Origin of the sequence: Pseudoalteromonas sp. BSi20480 (assembly GCF_000241365.1) — a bacterium.
GTDB lineage: Bacteria > Pseudomonadota > Gammaproteobacteria > Enterobacterales > Alteromonadaceae > Pseudoalteromonas > Pseudoalteromonas marina.
This window is the reverse complement of the sequence record NZ_BADX01000099.1, coordinates 1-19,772: the sequence shown is the minus strand read 5'-3', so window position 1 is coordinate 19,772 and position 19,772 is coordinate 1. Positions and strand designations below refer to the sequence as shown.

The 19,772-nt window shown below is 38.6% G+C and carries 18 protein-coding genes; 3 read left to right on the top strand and 15 right to left on the bottom strand.

The features are described from left to right. Positions 1–7: 7 nt before the first annotated feature. Entirely contained in the window at positions 8–508 is a 501-nt protein-coding gene (locus tag P20480_RS07970; protein WP_008130189.1) for a DUF3299 domain-containing protein, read from the top strand. 78 nt (positions 509–586) lie between these two features. Here the strand turns inward: P20480_RS07970 and P20480_RS07975 are convergent, their stop codons facing one another. The 3 genes from P20480_RS07975 to P20480_RS07985 form a co-directional block, all read right to left on the bottom strand. Continuing rightward, entirely contained in the window at positions 587–931 is a 345-nt protein-coding gene (locus P20480_RS07975) for a four helix bundle protein (RefSeq protein ID WP_008130187.1), read from the bottom strand. Positions 932–1,116: 185 nt separating this feature from the next. Beyond that, entirely contained in the window at positions 1,117–1,590 is a 474-nt protein-coding gene (locus P20480_RS07980; RefSeq protein ID WP_008130185.1) for a peroxiredoxin, read from the bottom strand. 361 nt (positions 1,591–1,951) lie between these two features. Then, positions 1,952–3,498 (bottom strand): IS3 family transposase gene (locus P20480_RS07985; RefSeq protein WP_086007396.1). Its coding sequence is split into 2 segments (ribosomal slippage): positions 1,952–3,018 and positions 3,018–3,498, totalling 1,548 coding nucleotides; the frame shifts between segments, so codons are not numbered across the junction. A gap of 183 nt (positions 3,499–3,681) precedes the next feature. Between P20480_RS07985 and P20480_RS07995 the strand changes: the two genes are divergently transcribed. Together P20480_RS07995 and P20480_RS08000 are read left to right on the top strand one after the other, a co-directional pair. Next, on the top strand, positions 3,682–4,020 hold the full coding sequence (locus tag P20480_RS07995; protein WP_008110891.1) for a helix-turn-helix transcriptional regulator: 339 nt from the start codon (positions 3,682–3,684) through the stop codon (positions 4,018–4,020). Further along, positions 4,010–5,257 (top strand): type II toxin-antitoxin system HipA family toxin, encoded by a 1,248-nt coding sequence (locus P20480_RS08000; protein WP_008130178.1) that lies wholly within the window; start codon positions 4,010–4,012, stop codon positions 5,255–5,257. Before P20480_RS07995 ends, P20480_RS08000 begins: the two co-directional genes overlap by 11 nt. Positions 5,258–5,817: 560 nt before the next feature. Here the strand turns inward: P20480_RS08000 and rfaH are convergent. The 12 genes from rfaH to P20480_RS08050 all read right to left on the bottom strand — a co-directional run bounded on the left by rfaH (position 5,818) and on the right by P20480_RS08050 (position 19,751). After that, positions 5,818–6,300 carry a transcription/translation regulatory transformer protein RfaH gene (gene rfaH, locus P20480_RS08005; protein WP_008130177.1) on the bottom strand — a complete coding sequence of 161 codons (483 nt, stop codon included), beginning with the start codon at positions 6,298–6,300 and terminating at the stop codon, positions 5,818–5,820. A 298-nt stretch (positions 6,301–6,598) separates the two neighbouring features. Continuing rightward, positions 6,599–7,954 carry a phosphoglucosamine mutase gene (glmM, locus tag P20480_RS08010; RefSeq protein ID WP_008130175.1) on the bottom strand — a complete coding sequence of 452 codons (1,356 nt, stop codon included), beginning with the start codon at positions 7,952–7,954 and terminating at the stop codon, positions 6,599–6,601. 130 nt (positions 7,955–8,084) lie between these two features. Further along, positions 8,085–10,037, bottom strand: coding sequence for a polysaccharide biosynthesis protein (locus tag P20480_RS08015; RefSeq protein WP_008130173.1), 1,953 nt, complete (start codon positions 10,035–10,037; stop codon positions 8,085–8,087). Positions 10,038–10,148: 111 nt separating this feature from the next. Then, positions 10,149–11,324, bottom strand: a complete 1,176-nt coding sequence (locus tag P20480_RS08020; protein ID WP_008130170.1) for a DegT/DnrJ/EryC1/StrS family aminotransferase — start codon at positions 11,322–11,324, stop codon at positions 10,149–10,151. Positions 11,325–11,362: 38 nt separating this feature from the next. Then, the gene (locus P20480_RS08025; RefSeq protein WP_008130169.1) at positions 11,363–11,980 is read right to left on the bottom strand and encodes an acetyltransferase; all 618 of its coding nucleotides are present in this window, start codon (positions 11,978–11,980) and stop codon (positions 11,363–11,365) included. After that, positions 11,973–12,569 carry a sugar transferase gene (locus P20480_RS08030; protein ID WP_008130167.1) on the bottom strand — a complete coding sequence of 199 codons (597 nt, stop codon included), beginning with the start codon at positions 12,567–12,569 and terminating at the stop codon, positions 11,973–11,975. The genes P20480_RS08025 and P20480_RS08030 overlap by 8 nt, the downstream gene beginning before the upstream one ends. Next, a complete protein-coding gene (locus P20480_RS19655; RefSeq protein ID WP_008130166.1) occupies positions 12,566–13,120 on the bottom strand; it encodes a glycosyltransferase family 4 protein in 555 nt (184 codons plus the stop codon). Before P20480_RS19655 ends, P20480_RS08030 begins: the two co-directional genes overlap by 4 nt. Positions 13,121–13,221: 101 nt before the next feature. Further along, positions 13,222–13,782 carry a glycosyltransferase family 4 protein gene (locus tag P20480_RS19650; RefSeq protein ID WP_202946051.1) on the bottom strand — a complete coding sequence of 187 codons (561 nt, stop codon included), beginning with the start codon at positions 13,780–13,782 and terminating at the stop codon, positions 13,222–13,224. A 2-nt stretch (positions 13,783–13,784) separates the two neighbouring features. After that, positions 13,785–15,599 (bottom strand): alginate lyase family protein, encoded by a 1,815-nt coding sequence (locus tag P20480_RS08035; protein ID WP_008130164.1) that lies wholly within the window; start codon positions 15,597–15,599, stop codon positions 13,785–13,787. Then, positions 15,596–17,737, bottom strand: coding sequence for a bi-domain-containing oxidoreductase (locus P20480_RS08040; protein WP_008130163.1), 2,142 nt, complete (start codon positions 17,735–17,737; stop codon positions 15,596–15,598). Before P20480_RS08040 ends, P20480_RS08035 begins: the two co-directional genes overlap by 4 nt. Further along, complete coding sequence (locus P20480_RS08045) at positions 17,734–18,603, bottom strand: glycosyltransferase (RefSeq protein ID WP_033025523.1); 870 nt, start codon at positions 18,601–18,603, stop codon at positions 17,734–17,736. Before P20480_RS08045 ends, P20480_RS08040 begins: the two co-directional genes overlap by 4 nt. A 17-nt stretch (positions 18,604–18,620) precedes the next feature. After that, complete coding sequence (locus tag P20480_RS08050; protein ID WP_008130159.1) at positions 18,621–19,751, bottom strand: EpsG family protein; 1,131 nt, start codon at positions 19,749–19,751, stop codon at positions 18,621–18,623. Between the last annotated feature and the right edge of the window lie 21 nt (positions 19,752–19,772).

Here is a 19,772-nt window from a genome sequence, read left to right as displayed (position 1 = left end):
GAATTTTATGACACTTTTTAAAACAGCTTTAAATGCTTTTTGCATATTAAGCTTAGCTATTATTAGTTTTTCAAGTAATGCTAATCCACCTAAAGAAATTTTTTGGGAAGACTTAATTCCAAAAGGCCATGTGCAAATAGATACCCAAGCACAAGCAAACCACGAAGGCAGCGATCAAAACTGGGTACAGCCCGACTTAGACGCCCCTGTAGTAAAAGAACTAAACGGGCAATCTGTCAGCTTACCCGGCTTTGTTGTACCGCTAGAGGGCGATAGCGAAGTAATCACCGAATTTTTATTAGTACCGTATTTTGGTGCCTGCATACACGTACCACCACCGCCACCTAACCAGCTTGTACACGTTACTATAAAAGGCGGCGTACCAATCGAAAGCCTTTACGATGCAATTGTAGTCACAGGTATTATTACAACAGAAACCTGGTCAGGTGAATTAGCACAGGTAGGTTACAAAATGAAAGCCGTAGGCGTAGCGCCGTTTGAGCTTTGAAAAAGTGTTCAGTTTTCAGTTTTCAGCTTTCAGCTTTCAGCTTTCAGCGCGGAGAATGAATAGCTAAACACTCTAAAGTTAGCTGTTATCAAACTTATTTTTAAGGCTTGTTAACATAGCAGCTAATTCTTTTGTTTCTATTATCCATTGTTGGCTTGTTGACTTATTTAAGTAACCTATTTCTGTGCCTATGTATATCTGTGTTCTAGCTTCTGCAAGAGAAGCCCTAGCTATATCTATAAATCTACTTTTCTCTTTATAGCTTTCTCTACACACACCTTCTGCAATGTTGCTCGGCACTGAAAGGCCTGAGCGTGTTAACTGATCTCTGAACCCATAGTCTTTTATATCTGCTGTAGACCTGTAAATATCTACGCTAAGACGTGCAGATCGTTTCCATACATCTAAATTTTCAAAATTCATTAGTGTTACTTTTATTTATATCATTTTTACTAGCTTAGTTTTAAATATACAAATAACAACTAGCTAACTAAACTAGCCAAAAAATACAATATTCATTAATAACTAAAATCTTCAGTCTAATCACTAATGTCTAAAAGCTTCTATCTGATAACTAAGTACTAACCACTGACAAACTAAATGCGGCCTTAAAGCTCTTCTAAAACATACTCTGCACGACTTACTTTAAAATCTTTGCCTTCTTCTACAAATAACCCAGTAACAACCGCGTTGTTTACAATCATCGCGTAACGAGATGAACGCATACCACCAAAGCCAGCGGTGTCTTTTTCAAGTCCGAGTGCTTTGGTAAAGCTTGCATCACCATCGGCTAGCATTAAAATTTCTTCAGCGTTTTGCGAGTCGCCCCATGCTTTCATTACAAAGGCATCGTTTACCGAAACACAATAAATAGCATCAACACCTTTTGCTTTAATTTTATCAGCAAGGGTAATAAATTCAGGTAAATGCGCATTTGAACACGTTGGCGTAAACGCCCCAGGCACAGCAAATAACACCACTTTTTTATCATCAAATAATTCTTTGTTAGTCAGTGTTTGCATACCTTCGCTTGTTAACTGCGTAAGTGTTACCTGTGGTACGTTTTGGCCTTGTTCAATCATGATAAATCCTTAAAATATAAATAACGAATAGCCCATAGCATAGTGGACTTTGCTAATAGGCGCAGCTTTATTATCAATAAGCATAAATACAAATTTTTCACACAATATACGTTAAGGTACAAGTTGGAATGCTCATCTACTAATGCAAACTTACAGTAGCACAGCGAATTTAATGTAGGCGCTTTGCTTGCTAACGTACTTTGTTTATAGATAGTTAAATAAACAACCTTTTACGTGAGCAAGCTTCACACCTTCGTTGAAATAACTCTAAAAATTAATTACCACCGAGAACACTGAGGCGCTGCGCGCTTCACAGAGAAGAGCGGAGTTTTTCAAGTTAGTTGTCGCCTCAAGTTAAATTTTATGCCGCCCGCATTTCTTCTTTTTTCTCAGGATTTAAATTTACTTCATTTATCATTGACCAATCTCGTGACTTTCCTGACCAGCGACTTGGGTTATTCAATTTAGCAGCGTCGTTTACCTGCTGACGCTTGGCTAATATTTCTTTGTCTAAACCTGAATGACGTTGGTTTGGCGTCACAAATTTTATACCACTGTGTAGATGCTCATTATTGTACCAATCAACGAACCCACTTACCCATTCTCTTGCTGCGCTTATATCTTCAAATGCCTTTTCTGGGTATTCTGGGCGATACTTTAACGTTTTAAATAGCGACTCAGAATACGGATTGTCATTACTTACTGATGGTCGACTAAATGATGGTACAATGCCTAACTCCTGTAATGTTGCCAACAATGTCGCGCCTTTCATTGGGCTACCATTATCTGAGTGCAACGTGACTTGCTCGCGCTTTATTTGCTCTCTACTGCAAATATCCTTCATTAAGTCTGCGGCTAATTCACTTAATTGTGTGTCGTAAACCTGCCAACCAACAACCTTTCGGCTAAAAATGTCCATCACTAAATATAAGTAGAAAAACTGCCCTTTTACGCTCGTTGGTAAATAGGTGATATCCCAAGTATATACTTCATTTGCACGCACGGCCTTGAATGCTCTTGGCTTTTTCATTGGCTTAGTTGGTTTCACTTTTTCTCGATGCGTTAATAAGTTATGTGCCTTCATAACCCGATAAAACGAACTTTCAGACGCTATCCATATGCCGTTATCAAGCAGTTTAGGGACTATTTTACTGGCCGGTAAATGCCCATATTCGGGTGAATTAACTGTATTAATAATGCGCTGCCGCTCTAACTCTGTGAGACGATTTGGCGCCCGTTTTTCCGTACTCGTTCGCTTGTCAGTCATATCATCTGCTTCAATCCAGCGCTGAACTGTTCTTAGTGTCAGCCCAAGTAACTCACATGCTTTTTCTTTCCTTGCCCCTGCATCCTGTGCGTTAGTAATAAGCGTTATTAATTCATGTCGCTCAGTTGGTGTTGTTAATCGTCCTCGCTGAAACCCCAGAGTGCATCCGCTTTTTTTTTGAGAACAAGCAGAGCGGCTGTTTCAGCTAAAGCTTTATCTTTACGATTCAGTTCTTTTTGCAGCTGTTTTATCTCTTGCTTGAGCTGTTTACTGTCTGATTTTACCGTTTTATTTGAAGGCGATGTAGCAAAGTCCTTCTTCCACTGTTGAATATGATGTGGGTAAAGCCCTTTATTACGGCAGTATTCATTCATCGCAGCCTCTTCTAAACTTCCACACTCAATAATCGCGTTGAGTCTTTCTTCTAAACTCCAATCTTGTGGTCGTTTTTCTGCTGTCATTTGGCTACCCGTCTGGTGTGTTTCAAGTTGATGTTTTTTTGCTAGCGCTATCCAACGTTGAAGCGTTGAATAACCGACACCTAAATCATCTGCAATATCTTCTAGGCGGACATCATCACACTGAGATAATGCTTTTTCAACCGCTTGAACTTTAAATTCTTGTGTAAATCGACGTCTCATTTTATCTGCCTCTACTAAATATTAGAGGCGACAACTATCCTGACACAGGGGGCTGCCCACAGCTCGTCGCCGAAGCCCGTAACCCGAGTACAGTATAAAATAGCAACACTTAAGTTGCTAAAAACAACAATAGCAACTAATATGTTTCTATAAATTTAAAAAGCAACTTATTAGTTTCCTTAAATGAACCTTCTACAGCAAATAAAAAACCGTCGTCTTGCTCTAAAAATAAAACAAAATGAAATGCCCATGCGCATTGGTATTTCTAGGCAACAATACCAGCGACTTGAAGCAAAAGGCAATCCCAGATTAGATACGCTAACATTAGTAGCTCAAGGGCTTAATAGTGAAATAATGTTAATACCGAAAGAAAAAATGAGTGTGGTATTAGCAGCCCTCAAAAACAGTGATGGCAACATACCAACCGAACACCAAAAGCCTAATCAAAGCCTACAAAAAATAACTGTATCTGAAGATCCATGGAAAGGATTACTAGAGGATGAGGATGAACATGGAAATTAATGTTTTAAAGTTAACACTGCATGGCCATGTAGTAGGCTTTCTTGCTGGGGGTAAAAATAGCTTAAACATATTCCACTTCGATGAAAGCTTTCGTTTAAATAAAACGAGGCCAACATTTAGCTTAACTACACATCCAAACTTCCCACGAGCTGAAAAAATGATGTCAGAACCTTGGGTAACAAACCAACGCGTTCACCCCATACTATCAAACCTACTACCAGAAGGTTCATTACGCGAACTAATAGCTCAAGGCCTTAAAACTCATGTAGATAATGAGTTTCACATCCTTTCGTACCTCGGAATGGACTTACCAGGTGCTTTAGTTGCTGAACCAATGAAGCCTGAGGATGTTCCAATTAGCCTATTTAATAGTCATGGCCAAGTAACTGCGGTAAATTTTGACAAGTTAAATCAAGAGAATAAATTTTCTTTGGCTGGTGTCCAAATGAAATTTTCTATGAAAGAAAAAGACGGCCGATATAATTTAGCACGTGATAATGTGTTAGGTGATTGGATCATAAAAACCCCCTCAACTAAACATAAAGATGTGCCTACTAATGAGTTTACATCCATGACTTTAGCGTCAATGGTAGGTGTGGATATTCCGGATATAAAACTAGTTAATATTGAACAATTAGATAATTTACCTCAAATTAATTTACCTGATGAAAAACTAGCGTTTGCAATAAAGCGATTCGATAGGCAAAGCAATCAACGAATTCACATGGAAGATTTTGCACAAGTACTCGTTAAGTACCCACACGATAAATACAATTCAGGAAACTATGAGCAAATAGCAAGGATCTTATATCAGTTTTCAGAGGATGGACTCGCTGATGTGCAACAGCTAGCAAGACGTTTACTTGCTAATATTCTGCTAGCTAATGGTGACGCTCACCTAAAAAATTGGAGTTTATTATATTCAGACCAAACAACGCCAAGGCTATCACCTGCTTATGATATAGTTACAACCAGTGTTTACATTGCAAATGAGCAACATTTTGCACTCAACCTCGCGAAAACAAAAGCATGGTACGATATCTCTTATAAACATTTTGAATACTGGTCTAAAAAAGCAGACACTCCTTGGCGAGCTATAAAACCTCATTTAGATGATGTAATTAATAAAGCGCGTACACAATGGCCAGATGCGATTAAGAATTTACCAATGAGTAAAGCACATAAACAACAACTTAAAACTCATTGGCAACGCCTTCATGAAGATTTTAGGTTCTAGGTTCTAGGTTCTAGGTTCTAGGTTCTAGGTATTTAAAAACCTTGCAACTAATATCGCAAGATTTTTTATGCATGTAGCAGCGGGTTCACCCCACGTCGATTTTAGGTTCTAGGCTTGAGGTTCGGTGTTTAGCTCTAGGCTCGTAACCCGTTGCTCAGTGCTCGAAGCCCGCTGCCCGTCGCCCGCACCCCGTCGCTCGATGCCCATCGCCCGGAGCTCGTTACCATAAACTTTAACACCGTGTTTGGCTTAATCTATACCTAGAACCTAGAGCCTAGCACCTATCACTTTTACCTAGGGTCTGTTGACCTTTGCGGATTAAAATTTGTTCAAACTAGGGGCGGTTTAATCGCGGCGCGAGGTTTGTAACCTAGTGGGCTAAGTAAAAACCGAGCAACAAAGAGTAAATCGCCCCTAGGCAGAACCCTTCGGGCAGCGCCTGTTTGGCATTGATGCTGCGTTATCGCCTATTTATGGGGAATAACCACACCACATAGGCTCTGCATTGCCTAAATACCAAACAGACTGCTGCAAATTTAACCTTGAAAGGTCAACAGACCCTAAGATTCAATATCTTTATTATCTACGCTCATTTCTATTTGTTTATTCAGTAAGTTAATTAATAAAATGCTGCGCATATCGCCGTCGGGCTCTTTGTATATGGCTTGAATACTTTTATAAGAATCGTTATTAACGCTCACTAAATCACCCGCTTTTGGCATTGTTGACTCAACGGTTTGTGAACATTCACTTTGCAATTGCTCAATTAAAGCTGCGGGAACTATTTGATAACTCGCACCATAAGACACAAATCCACCAATTCCACGGGTATTTTTTACAGCAGAAAAGTTACCACTTTTTAAGTCAAGGCGAACAAATAAGTAATTAGGAAACAGCGCTAATTGCTTAACTGTGCGACGACCTTTAATGAGCTTTTCTGTTGTTAATTTGGGGTAAAATGCCTCAATCCCTTGGTTGGTTAAATTAGCTTTTGCCCTTTCCTCTTGGCGGGGCTTACACATAACTAAATACCAATTTTCCATACTATATCCCGTAACCTTAGCCTAACGTGCAATCGTCAACATTTATCTAACCCAATTCACTATTGTAAACTACTCACGGAATTGATGCGAGGCAGATAGTTAGGTTCAAGGCTCGAGGCTCGAAGCCCATTGCCCGCTATTCGCTACCGTGAACTACCCATCGACGCCGCTTCGCGTCGATCAATGCGTTTTCTCGGAAAATTTCGATAAATTTTAACACCGTGCTTGGTTTAATCTTTTGCTGATCGCTGACAGCTAATATCTGCTCTTTAACCTTTTACCTATGTATTTAACCAAATCAAAGTAGTTTATTAATTGCAGCAGCTATATGCTCAGCCTGAGTTTGTGATGCAACAGAGTCTGTTGATTCAACCATGACTCTAATAAGTGGCTCAGTACCAGATTTACGCAGTAAAACACGGCCAGTATCGGCAAGTACGGTTTCTGCTTCGACTACTGCTTGTTTAACCCCATCGGTATTGAGTATTTCATCGGCATTATTTTGTGTTAAACGCACATTTAACAGTACCTGTGGTAGCTTTTGCATACCAGCAACATATTCTCTTAACGACTGTTTTTGCTGAATAAGTGCTGTTAATACTAACAAAGAAGCGACAATACCATCACCTGTGGTGGCGTAATCTAAATGTAAAATGTGGCCTGAGCCTTCACCACCTAGTTTCCAACCTGTGTTTTTTAGTTGCTCAACTACATAGCGGTCACCCACTTTGGCGCGTTTAAATGGAATATCCATATCGTTAAGTGCTAGCTCTAATCCAAGGTTAGACATTAACGTACCCACAACGCCACCGTGCATGTTACCTTGCAGTTTTGCTGCTTTTGCTAAAATATAAAGTATTTGGTCGCCATCAACTACGCTACCTAAATCGTCTACTAGCATTAATCTGTCGGCATCACCGTCGAGCGCAATGCCTAAATCGGCTTTGTATTCTAATACAGCAGCTTGCAGGCTATCTAGGTGTGTTGCACCGCACTGCTCGTTAATGTTTAAACCATTCGGTTTATCATTAATGCTAATAACTTCAGCACCTAGCTCTGCATATACATTGGGTGCAATATGGTAAGCAGCACCGTTTGCGCTATCTACAACAATTTTTAAGCCTTCAAGGGTTAACTCTTTAGGAAATATTGCCTTACAAAATTCAATGTACCGGCCTGCGGCGTCATTAATTCGCCTAGCTTTGCCTAAACGCTCTGAGCTTACACATTGCATTGCATTATTATTTAATGCTTGCTCAAGTAAGGCTTCTATTTCAAGTTCTTGTTCGTCATTTAGTTTAGTACCAAAGTTATTAAAAAACTTAATGCCGTTATCATAAAATGGGTTATGCGATGCACTAATTACTACACCTGCATCGGCTCTAAATGTTGATGCTAAGTATGCAACAGCGGGAGTTGGCATTGGCCCAACAAAAGCTACATTTACACCCGCGGCAGAAAGCCCAGCCTCTATTGCCGACTCAAACATATAACCGCTATTACGTGTATCTTTACCTATTAAAATTTCTTTGGTACCGCTTGAAGCCAATACAGTACCCGCAGCCCAACCTAGTTTCATTGCAAAATCGGGAGTAATAGGAAAAGTACCTACCTTTCCTCTAACTCCATCTGTACCAAAATACTTACGTGGCATAACTGCTCCTTTATAACTGATCTATTACAATAATTGAGAATAACTGGCTTATTTTATTATCTTAAAATATGTAACCTAATAAAAAAACGCGAGTTAAACTCGCGTTTCAAAATATTTATTATTACCACTCTTAGCTCGTTTTTAGGCTTACTACTTTTTCATCACTATCGGATGGAAGTTGTTTTTTTGCATTCCATACTAAATCACAAATACCGTCGGTAGGGTTAAAACCTGTAGGTACATCAAGCAATAACTGCCTAATAGCTTGGTGATCAAAGTTATGGCATGCAATATCTAACGCCTCTATAAATACATTAAGCTCACTTAATGGCAGCATAACCTCGTTGGCAGTCATTATTCGTTCGTGCGTTGTTTCACCTACGTTGTCGCCAATTAAAAGCTCTTCAAAAAGCTTTTCGCCTGGGCGAAGGCCCGTGCATTTAATTTCAATATCACCATGAGGGTTAGTATCTGTTTTAACACTTAAACCCGAAAGCCTAACCATTTTAGAGGCTAGGTCTTTAATTTTAACAGGGTCACCCATATCGAGCACAAACACATCGCCACCTTTACCCATTGCACCCGCTTGTATAACAAGCTGAGCTGCTTCGGGTATGGTCATAAAAAACCGCGTTATATCGGGGTGTGTTAACGTTATTGGCCCGCCTTCTTTAATTTGCCTACGAAATAACGGCACTACCGAACCACTCGACCCCAATACATTACCAAAGCGCACCATACAAAAACGTGTTTTATGCTTACTACCTTGCTCTTGCGCTAAGCCCTGCAGTACAAGCTCGGCCATACGTTTTGTGGCCCCCATAACATTAGTTGGGCGTACTGCTTTGTCGGTAGAAATAAGCACAAAGTTTTCAACCCCAGCATTTACAGCGGCTTTTGCTGTGTAATAGGTACCAAATACGTTATTGCGAACCCCTTCTACTACGTTATGCTCAACTAAAGGCACGTGTTTATAGGCGGCAGCGTGGTAAACGGTTTGCACACCAAAGGCCATCATTACTGTTTCTATGCGGTTAATACGCTGAACAGACCCCATAATTGGCACAAGCTCTATTTCAAGATTGTTATTTATTATGTACTCGCATAGCTCTTTTTCTATTGCGTATAATGCAAATTCACTTTGCTCAAATAAAATAAGCTTTGTGGGTTTTTGTTTAATTATTTGCCTACAAAGCTCTGATCCAATAGAACCACCCGCACCGGTAACCATAACTACCTTACTGGCAATATTAGCTGCCATTAAATCTGGTTTAGGGGTAACTGGATCACGGCCTAGCAAGTCTTCAACACCAACATCACTAATTTCAGAAAGCTTAGCCTTCCCCTCAACCACATCGGCCATACCGGGGATAGAAAGCACCTTAATTGCTAAGGGTTCTAACTGGGCAAGTATTTCTTTGCGCCGTGCACGGGTTTCGCTAGGTAATGCCAATAACACTTTACTGGCTTTACGTTTATTTATTAACTCATAAATACCTTTAAACTCAACAACAGGTATGCCTTGTATAATTGAGCCATGCTTGGTTACATCGTCATCAATAAATGCACTTACAAAATACTCAGGCCCTGCGCCTAGAGCAGTTGCTAATTGTCGGCCTGCCGACCCAGCACCATAAATAATTACCGATTCTTTTTTACTGGTTGTCATTTTACCAATAAGTGCACGCACAAACACCCGAGCACCACCAACTGTTAGTAAACACAACCATGCAAATATAAACGGCATAGTACGGGGTATATCAACACCCATAAAAAAGGCAAGCAGCACCAAGCTAACCGTTGTAATAACCGTACCTAACACTATTGCCCAAATGGCTTGCGAGTTCATGTACCTAAGTACAGCACGGTATAAGCCTAAGCTTATAAATGCATACAAACTAACCGGCGTAAGTAATGCAAGTAACACCCAATTTTGAGCTTGTTTTAGCGGTTCTAAGCTATCGAGCCTTACAATTAGTGCAAGCCAAAAGGCTAAAACTATAAATAACGAGTCAATGCACAGTGTTATTATGCGCTTTTTAGCGCGTGACGCATTTAAAATAGAGCGAATGAGGGTATCCACAATCAGTTCCTTTTAATACTTCAATTAAGGACTTGAGGTTAAATAAAAACGCTAAAAATACACTACATTTTTATTACGTAAAATTTTATGCCTCATTTTTTATATATTTAGCTACCTACCAGCTAACGTAAACACTTCTTTCATTACCTGAGTTGTTTTAGCTATTTCTGCCTCTGTAAGCGTTGGATGTACCAAAAACATTATTGATGTTTCACCTAGCTCTACGGCATTAGGTAAACGTTTTGTTGGCCGCCACGGCGTGTTATCAAACGCTTTCTCTAGGTAAACCTCAGAGCAACTGCCCTGAAAACATGGCACACCACGCTCAACAATGGTGTTTACAATACGGTCACGATCCCAACCTTCAGCTAAGTACTCAGGTTTAATAAACATATAGTGTTTATATTCAGCGTGTTCACTGTATTCAGGAACCTCGACTAAACGAACACAATTAAAGCTGCTAGCGGCTTTGTCTAACTGTGTACCATATGCTTGGCGTTTTGCAGTCCAATCGCTCATTCTTGTTAACTGTATACGGCCAATTGCAGCTTGCATTTCGGTCATACGCCAGTTGGTGCCAAAGCTTTCGTGTAGCCATCTAAACCCTGGTGGGTGTTCGCGGTTATAAATTGCATCATAGCTTTTACCATGATCTTTATAGCTCCACATGGTTGACCATAGCTCTTTAGAGTTAGTGGTTACCATGCCTCCTTCACCGCCAGTGGTCATAATTTTATCTTGGCAAAAACTCCACGCGCCCACATGGCCAATACTACCTACAGACTTACCTTTATATTTAGCACCATGTGCTTGGGCGCAGTCTTCAATTACATAAAAACCATGCTCTTTGCTAAGCGCCATTATTTCGTCCATTTCAGCAGGCATACCCGCTAAATGCACAACAATCACCGCTTTAGTTTTAGGTGTTAGTACGGCTTTAATACTTTCCGCAGTAATCGCTTGGCTGTTTAGGTCTACATCAGCAAATACAGGTGCAGCGCCAGCAGTAACTATACTCGAGGCAGACGCTAAAAAAGTACGAGGTGTAGTAATAACCTCATCACCCGCACCTACATTTAACGCTTTTAAGGCAATATCTAACGCAAGTGTACCGTTACCCAAAGCAACGGCAAATTGGCTATCAGCCCAGCTAGCAAACTCTTTTTCAAATTCACGGCCTTCAGTGCCCGTCCAATAATTTACTTTATTAGATAAAATAACGCGGCTTACGCCATCAGCCTCTTGTTGTGTAAAGCTAGGCCAAGGAGAAAAAGGGGTATTTAACATGATTTTCCTATTAATTTCATATAGAAATAGAGTCTTATTTATTGCGGCACTGCAGGAGAGCCAAATGCAGTAACATTATCAGGTATATTTTTTACAACAGTACTACCTGCACCAATCATACAGTTATCACCAATAACTATTAATTGCCTAACTTGGCTACCAATACCAACCCAACTTTTACTGCCCACAGTAACACCACCGGCTAAAGCTGTGTTAGGGCAAATATGGGTAAAATCACCAATATTACAGTCGTGCTCAACAACTGCAGAGGTGTTGATAATACAACCCAGCCCAACTTTGGCAAATGCATTAATAACAGCACCGGCAAACACAACGGTGCCCTTAGCAATTGTAGCGTACTGGCTTATAGTTGCAGTGGGATGAATTAACGTTATGAGATTAAAATTATTTTGTTGTAGTAACTGTGTTTTTTGTAGGCGAATATCGTTATTACCAATAGCTACAACAACATCGATTGGCGTAGTATTTAAGTCAATTAAATCAGCGCATGTACCATGGATTGCCCAATGCTCAATATGTGTTTTACTTGGGTGGGCATCATCATAAAATTTAACTATAAAACCAAGCTGCTCGGCAATATCGGCAATCACCTTACCATGGCCGCTAGCACCCACTATCGCTAACTGTTTAGTCATTATTAGAGCCTTTAAATGGCTCAATAGTTACATGCCCGTCAGCGCTTATTCCTTCACGGACAAATACTTTCTTTACGGTAAGTAATAAAATTTTAATATCGAGTAAAAAGCTTTGGTTATCAACATACCATACATCTAGCTTAAACTTTTGCTCCCAGCTAATAGCATTACGCCCATTCACTTGAGCCCAGCCAGTTATACCTGGGCGCACATCATGGCGGCGCGCTTGCACAGCATTATAAAGCGGTAAATATTGCACAAGTAACGGCCTTGGCCCTACTAAGCTCATATCGCCTTTTAATACATTAAATAACCCAGGTAACTCATCTAAACTGGTAGAGCGTAAAAAAGCACCAAATGGAGTCATTCGTTCATTATCAGGCAGTAAATTACCTTGCTTATCTTTACCATCGAGCATAGTTCTAAACTTCATCATTTTAAAAATTTTACCATGTAAACCTGGGCGGTCTTGGGTAAATAAAATAGGTGAACCCAGTTTAAAACGTATAAGTACAGCAACTACAATTACTACAGGTAATAAAGTAAGTAATGCAAAAAGAGCAACTAAAAAATCAAAGATGCGTTTCATTTTTTAACTCCAGTTACCCAGGTTACCCATTTATCCGCAAGGTTGTGTCGATTGAAGTCTCGCTTAGCTAAAGCCAAAGCATTATCACCCATTTCGGGAAGCAGCTCTTTATTATCAGCCGCATTTATTAATGCATCAGCAAATGCTTGTGTGTTATCAGGCTCAATAGCATAGCCACAATTATTATCGTTAATCATCCCAGCTAACCAACCTGGGTAATTATTAAGAACAGGTAAGCCCGCAGAAATATAATCAAAGAATTTGTTAGGTGATGTGCCATAATAAAAAGCAGGAATATTAGCCAATAACTGCAAGCCAATATCAGCACCTTTCATCAGCTCAGCTAATTTGCTTTTATTAACAGGGGGGTGAAATATTACATTATCCAACCCTTCTTTCTTAGCTCTTGCCTGTAAACTTTCCTTCAACTTACCTTGGCCAACTAGAACGAGTTTAATATCTTGACGGCCGCGTTTTTTTAATTCAACAGCGGCATCTAAAGCAGCATCTAAGCCATTTGCTTGTCCATGAGTACCGGTAAAAACAGCCATTAAATCAGTATCAGTAACACCATCAGGCCGCCAAGGATGAACATTGTCAGCAAATATTGTTAAATCACAGCCATTAGGGACTATTTCAACTTTACTGGCTTTTACACCACGTTTTTAATGCCCTCAACAATCCCTGGTGACAAACCAATACAACGATGTGCTGAACGGTAAGAGCACCATTCTAAAGCAGACATAGCAGCTAACACTAGCGGGTTTGTGATTACCCCCATCTCTTTTGGTAACTCAGGCCATAAATCACGAACTTCAAATACAAAAGGCTTGCCTCTAAGCCAGCGCGCTAATATTCCAGGTATACCAGCAGTTAAAGGCGTTGTTGTTGCAAAAACCACATCGTATTTATGCGTTAACGCAATCCCAATACTTTTTAAAGCAAACTTTAAAAAAGTACCAGCTCGCTTTATTAACCCATCAGCATTTGAATAAGCCAAATCAAATTCTATGATATGAATACCATCAACCACACCTTCCCTGCGCCCTTTAATAAAATCTAGGGTTAAGCCAGTTTCACCTCCTCCATAACTACCACAAACCATAGTAACTTGGTGCCCATGCTTCAGTAAACGCTGTGCCATTTCATATGACCGTATACCTGTAGAACCACTAGGAGTGGAAAAGTGCTGGTGAAAATATAAAACATTCATAATTAAAACTTTACTTCCGTGGTAAGTATTCCAGGTTTATTAACTTCGATTTCGAGTACTGGAATTTCAGATTCTTGATAATAATAGCGAGATTCATAACCTGTGGTTAATTCAATACGCTTTATATTGATATCTGCTGAAAAACTAATTGTGCACAACTCACTTACAACACTATCACCAACTAACTGCCAATCAGCAGGAGCAAGCCGAAAGCGTAGTATTGCCTGATGTTTAAAGCCATTAATAATATCTTGTATTATTAGTAAATTAGGCTGCAACTTTATGGTTCTAATATGCTCACAACCAAAGCGGTCTTTATAGCCAGCAGTAACCGTTTGGCATTCATTGCCCACAGTAAGCTCTTTTTTAGTAGAGGTTTTTAACCAGTCCCCCAATAAAAAACGGCTTAAGCGTGGCATTTGGTCATGCGAGTCAAATTCAATCGTATTATGGCTTTTTACACCACCATAGTAATCAATGTATTTTTCCCCAGCATTGTAGCTAAATGTGCCACCGTCGCGAAATATATTTTGGCCATTTAGCCAAAAATCGATATGTAAAGCATCACATTGGCTTGGTCTAAACTTAAACATAGGGTAGTTAAAATAAAGCACTGCATTTGTGCAAGCTAGATAAGTGTAGCCACCATTAATAAAATCTTTTGGCGCTTTACCTACTATTGATTGCTCAGGTATGTTTAACTCTAACCAGTTAAGTGGGATGTTAAAATCTCCAGAAAACTCATATGCAACTTTATTATTAAACACTACACTTGCAAGCTGAACGCTCGGCCTAAAATCCCTGTAGTCAGTGCCCGTTAAGGGGATCAAACGTGCCCCGTCATTAGCGCCCATGTTTGGCGCGTCCCCAGTTTTAGGGTCTGTAAAATAGAACAACCAATTAGTAGCTGCGGCTAACTTTATATATAGCCGCTTACTAAAACAAGAGAGATCATGCTTTTTCCGCCAAACCTCTGCCAAGCTATATGTATCTAACATTACACGATGATAAGTTACTGAGTACTGGCTAAAACTCCCATCTTCTTCAATTAATTTTTGGGCTCTATTTTCTAGCCACTTTAATCCTTGCTTTTGCCATTTGACACCATCATTATCTCCATTTTGTGCAAGCCATGAGCCACCAATGTAAAGTGCTGCTGCTTCTGATGTACCATGGTTATTGTCTTGCGCAACCGCATACATGATTGTGGGTGATATTCGCTTTAAGTGCGCTTTTATAAAGCTCAGTAATGCAGGAGTGGTATTGTGAGTTTGTTTTAGTATTAGCGCAGCCAATGCCAAATGCATCACCCTTATTGATGCCTCTTGCCCACACTTCCAATTAACGCTGTTATAGGTAGGGTTTTTATCTACCCAATCAATTAACCATGAGTTTATTTTTGTTAATGCGTTATCATCACCCGTAGCTACATGTTGAGCGAAACTAACAACCCAATCAAAACGCGATGCTTCCCACACACCTTTGATATCACCTAACTGGTTATTAAAATCACCAATTAAATACCAAGGCTTATCAGCAGGTGCTAATTCATCATTTAAACAACTTTGGTGCCAATTAGGGATCGCTTCATTAGCTCTCTCAATACCAAAATAAGTATGTGTATCACTCCATTGAGTATTACACTGGATATTAACAGTAGAGCCTATATAGGGAGCAAAAAAATCCCCTTGCTTAACTTCACTGGTAATACTTTTTACTTTATTCAGCCCTGTTTTTATCCCTAGCTGATAAGCAAATACTCGGATCAAGTTTGGTAAACCTAATCCGAGTGCTGTTTTGACTTTAGCTAAGCTCATTTTTGTAAACGCAACTGCTCAGCAATATCAATCGTGATTTTAGCAACTTCAAACAATTCATCAGCAGGGATAGGTGCTGCCGTACCTTGCTTAACAGAATTTATAAAAGCAGCAGAGCAAGCCGTTTGACCTTTATCTTGCTTCCATAAATTAAGCTTTTTAAAGCCTTTCCAGCCAAACCCTTTTAATTTAATAAAGTTATCTAACTGCAATGTACCGCCAGCTGCAAATACCTCTACCCGCTCTTTAGGGAAACTAGCAGCACCATTAGCTAAGTAGTGAATAGTGCCAAATGACCCATCAGCAAAGCCGAGTATAATAGCCGCTTTATCTTCAGTAACTTCCACTGAGTCGATATCACCCATTCTACGAGCTTGAACACTTACAATTTCACTATCAGCTAAATAACGCATTAAATCTATAAAGTGGCAAGCTTCACCAATGATACGACCACCACCTACACTGTTATCTTGTGTCCAATGGTCTGCTGGGATATTTCCTGCATTCATAGTCATAATAAATGATTTAGGCTCTTTAATTGGAGCAAGTAACTCTTTCATTTTTTGAATTTGCGGAGAAAAACGGCGATTAAAACCGACCATTAACTTAGGTGCTTTCTCTGCTTTAATAGCTTCATCATAAGCAGCTTTTACATCAGCAAGCTCTTCGTGAGTTATAGCTAATGGCTTTTCTACAAATGCATTTTTACCGGCTTTGAGCGCTTGTTGAACAAAATAAGCGTGACTATTATGTCGAGTCACAATAGCAATTGTATTAATACTAGGGTTATCAATCATGTTTTGCGTATCAGTGGTTGCCTCAGCAAAGCCCGCTTTTTCACCGTGAATTACGCCATTAATCCCACCAGAGGTAGAAATACTATGAAATTGCGCACCGGCTTCTTTAAAAGCTGGGATCAGCATACGCGATGCATAATTACCTGCACCAATAAAACCAACTACAGGCTCATCTGCTTTATAATTTGGTGCTGTATTTAATTTAATTACTTTTTCATGACGGCTTGCTACTTCAGATTCAAACTGCAACAAAATACCTAAAGCACTTTTGTCAGTTGTTAATAAATCATAAGCATCGCTTGAGTTTTCAAATTTGAATCTATGTGTAATTAATGGCTTAACATTAATTTGACCACCAGACATCATATCAAGTATTGCTTCAAAATTACGCTGCTCGGTCCAACGTACAAATGCTAGCGGGTAATCGTTACCTTGCTCTTCATAACTTGGATCATAACGACCAGGGCCATAAGAACATGAAACCTGAAAAGTTAATTCTTTTTCATAAAAGTCAGCACGGCTTAATTCAAGGCCAATTACACCCACTAAAATAATGCGCCCGCGTTTACGGCTCATTCTAGCCGCTTGTGTCACAGGGTCATTTGACTTAGTTGATGCGGTAATAATAACGCCATCAACACCAACGCCACGGCTAAATGCCATACCTGCAGCCACTGGATCTTCGCCTTTACCAGGGTTACAAATTTCAGCACCAAACTGCTTAGCTAAATCAAGCTTTGATTGGTCAAAATCAATTGCTAAAACTCTACAGCCTTGCGCCCGTAGCATTTGCACTGTTAATAAACCAATTAAGCCAACACCGGTAACTACAAAACATTCGCCCATTGTTGGGTTAGCTAAGCGAATGCCTTGCAAACCAATACTGGCAACAACAGTAAACGAGGCTTCTTCATCGGTAACATTATCAGGTATTTTAGCAACTAAGTTTTTAGCAACACGTACCACATCAGCATGCGGGCCATTAGATACCACTCTATCACCAATTTTAAAATCGTCAGCTCCCTTTCCCACACTCTCAACTATACCAACATTGCAGTAACCTAAAGGTAAAGGCTGAGCGAGCTTAGATTTAACGGCATCAATAGTTGTCATCAAACCATCTGTTTGTACTTTTTCAAGTACCATTTTAACTTTATCTGGTTGCGCACGTGCTTTATCAATGAGATTAGCTTTGCCGAAATCAACCAACATGCGTTCAGTGCCAGCGGAGATTAATGTAGTAGTAGTATTAATCACTACATTGTTTTTTGTGGTTTGTGGCGCAGGAGCTTCAACTATGGCAGAGCCCCCCTTAGCCATGTCTTGCAGTATTTGTTTCATAGTAATTTTTCTACACATTCTTTAAGTGAATTTATATTTCCATATTCATATATATGACAGCCAAATGGACGAACAATAGCATCTGATGCAATGACTGGTGCACCAAAGTAAATAGCTTCTCTAATTGTTACACTATCTCCATCTGTGGGTGTTAATCTTAAACAAATAGGCTGTGCCTTAATCAAAGGCCAAATATCATACTGTCCTTTTAATATATATAATCGTTGAGAATTTTCGAATTTTTCAATTATTGCACTATATTTGTCATCAAACATTCCCTTTTCATAAACCCCAATAACAATCAACAATTTAAAATCGTCAATTATATTTAATAAATCTAGGCTAGTTTTAATTCCGTATAAATCATTATTTTTGTACGGCACCATTTTCCATGCAGAATTAATAACTAATTTACCATTTTCGATAAATTTTTTTAAGCTATCAGGATAAGTACTGAATATTGTTTTTTCGTCAACTAAAGGTGGTGGTACAAAAGGACTAGTTAAAATAACTTCAAAATGCTTAGGATAAAACGAAGTCAACATCTCATTTACAACTTTTACTGCTTTGCACTTTTCCAACATAAATAAAAGCAATTTTTTCTTTTTCCCAGAAAAGTGCCTTGATGCATTATGATCAATAAAAATAGAACTTTTCATTCTCCCAGTTACAAAAACTAAAAATACAATTAGCAAATTTAATGAATTAACCTCTAAATCTCTATTTCCTAGAAATAAATATTTAAAAAGGAAAAAACGATCCCCAAAATCTAATTCTTTGACATCGACACCATTACTTCTTAAATACTCAATGCGGCGTTTGCAATAAACACTTACACCACCTATTGGAGGGGGCATTCGACCCATTATACAAATCTTATTAATCAAGCAACCATTCTCCACCATGTTGAATACTCATATATATTTCCACTGTTGATCATATAATTAAGTAATAATAGTGAATATACAAAACTTACTAATATTACAAAGATTAAGATTATAGTCTTAGTCGCAAAACGCTTTATGCAACTAACATAATTAACAATTAACAACGCAAATAAAAAATCTGAAAATATGTATAATCTATTAGCTAAAATAGGAAAACTAATAAAGACAAAACAAAAAACAGATGATACTAAAAATAATGTATATAAAGCACCCTGATACTTGACGAATTTATAATTATCGAATTTATTATATTTATTCGAATAAAAGTACTTTCTATGTAGAATAAATACAATGATCATACTAGCAAAATACCGAAATAAAACATGCCAACTGATTCTGGCCTCTACATTTTCTAAGTACGTTTTTAGTTTAATAGCAAAATACCCCCCGCCACCAAAATCAAAGTTGGATGTTATTAAATAGGTGATATCAATATAAGGCGAAAGACAAAGAAAACAAATACCGACAATAAATAGAGGGGTCTCAATTCTATACCGTTCTGCTATTTTAGCTAACGGTAATATAATAAAAAACAATAATGAAGTAATATGGATAGAACTTGCTATAGCTAAAAAAAGCATAGCTTTATACATTTTACTATGAAGGTAAAATAATATTGAAAAATATATAAAACTTAGAGCTAAAGCCCATCTAATTTGAATAAATTCCGAATTATAGTAAACAAAAGAAAAGTAAATAAATAAGCTAATAATTGAAATTTTGGACAGTTTAGAAAAAATATAAGCCTTACTTATAAGGCTAACTGCAGATAAAACAAACAAAAATAAATAACTTTCGATTCCTGCTAGCTTAAAAATGAAATTAATTAAAGCATAACCATATTCAACAGGAATTGTTTTTACCTGCGTCCAATCTTCAATAAAACTAGGTGTTATATCATACAACCAAACATAGGATTGATAATCTTCACCACTATAAAATCTCAACCCTGTAAATAAGACTAAAATAAACCCAAAAACAAATAATGAAATTCTATTGACCGATTTACTTGAGACAGTAGAGAGAATTGCTATCGAAAAAAACAAAGACCAAACAATTAGGTACATAACTATCACACTAGGTTAGAA

Coding starts and splice junctions, on each gene's coding strand:
- P20480_RS08025 (WP_008130169.1), bottom strand. CDS start 11,980: ATGACTAAACAGTTAGCGATAGTGGGTGCTAGCGGCCATGGTAAGGTG.
- P20480_RS19650 (WP_202946051.1), bottom strand. CDS start 13,782: ATGAATGTTTTATATTTTCACCAGCACTTTTCCACTCCTAGTGGTTCT.
- P20480_RS07995 (WP_008110891.1), top strand. CDS start 3,682: ATGAACCTTCTACAGCAAATAAAAAACCGTCGTCTTGCTCTAAAAATA.
- P20480_RS08045 (WP_033025523.1), bottom strand. CDS start 18,603: ATGGGTCGAATGCCCCCTCCAATAGGTGGTGTAAGTGTTTATTGCAAA.
- P20480_RS08040 (WP_008130163.1), bottom strand. CDS start 17,737: ATGAAACAAATACTGCAAGACATGGCTAAGGGGGGCTCTGCCATAGTT.
- glmM (WP_008130175.1), bottom strand. CDS start 7,954: ATGCCACGTAAGTATTTTGGTACAGATGGAGTTAGAGGAAAGGTAGGT.
- P20480_RS08035 (WP_008130164.1), bottom strand. CDS start 15,599: ATGAGCTTAGCTAAAGTCAAAACAGCACTCGGATTAGGTTTACCAAAC.
- P20480_RS07980 (WP_008130185.1), bottom strand. CDS start 1,590: ATGATTGAACAAGGCCAAAACGTACCACAGGTAACACTTACGCAGTTA.
- rfaH (WP_008130177.1), bottom strand. CDS start 6,300: ATGGAAAATTGGTATTTAGTTATGTGTAAGCCCCGCCAAGAGGAAAGG.
- P20480_RS08030 (WP_008130167.1), bottom strand. CDS start 12,569: ATGAAACGCATCTTTGATTTTTTAGTTGCTCTTTTTGCATTACTTACT.
- P20480_RS19655 (WP_008130166.1), bottom strand. CDS start 13,120: ATGGCTGTTTTTACCGGTACTCATGGACAAGCAAATGGCTTAGATGCT.
- P20480_RS08000 (WP_008130178.1), top strand. CDS start 4,010: ATGGAAATTAATGTTTTAAAGTTAACACTGCATGGCCATGTAGTAGGC.
- P20480_RS07970 (WP_008130189.1), top strand. CDS start 8: ATGACACTTTTTAAAACAGCTTTAAATGCTTTTTGCATATTAAGCTTA.
- P20480_RS08050 (WP_008130159.1), bottom strand. CDS start 19,751: ATGTACCTAATTGTTTGGTCTTTGTTTTTTTCGATAGCAATTCTCTCT.
- P20480_RS07975 (WP_008130187.1), bottom strand. CDS start 931: ATGAATTTTGAAAATTTAGATGTATGGAAACGATCTGCACGTCTTAGC.
- P20480_RS08020 (WP_008130170.1), bottom strand. CDS start 11,324: ATGTTAAATACCCCTTTTTCTCCTTGGCCTAGCTTTACACAACAAGAG.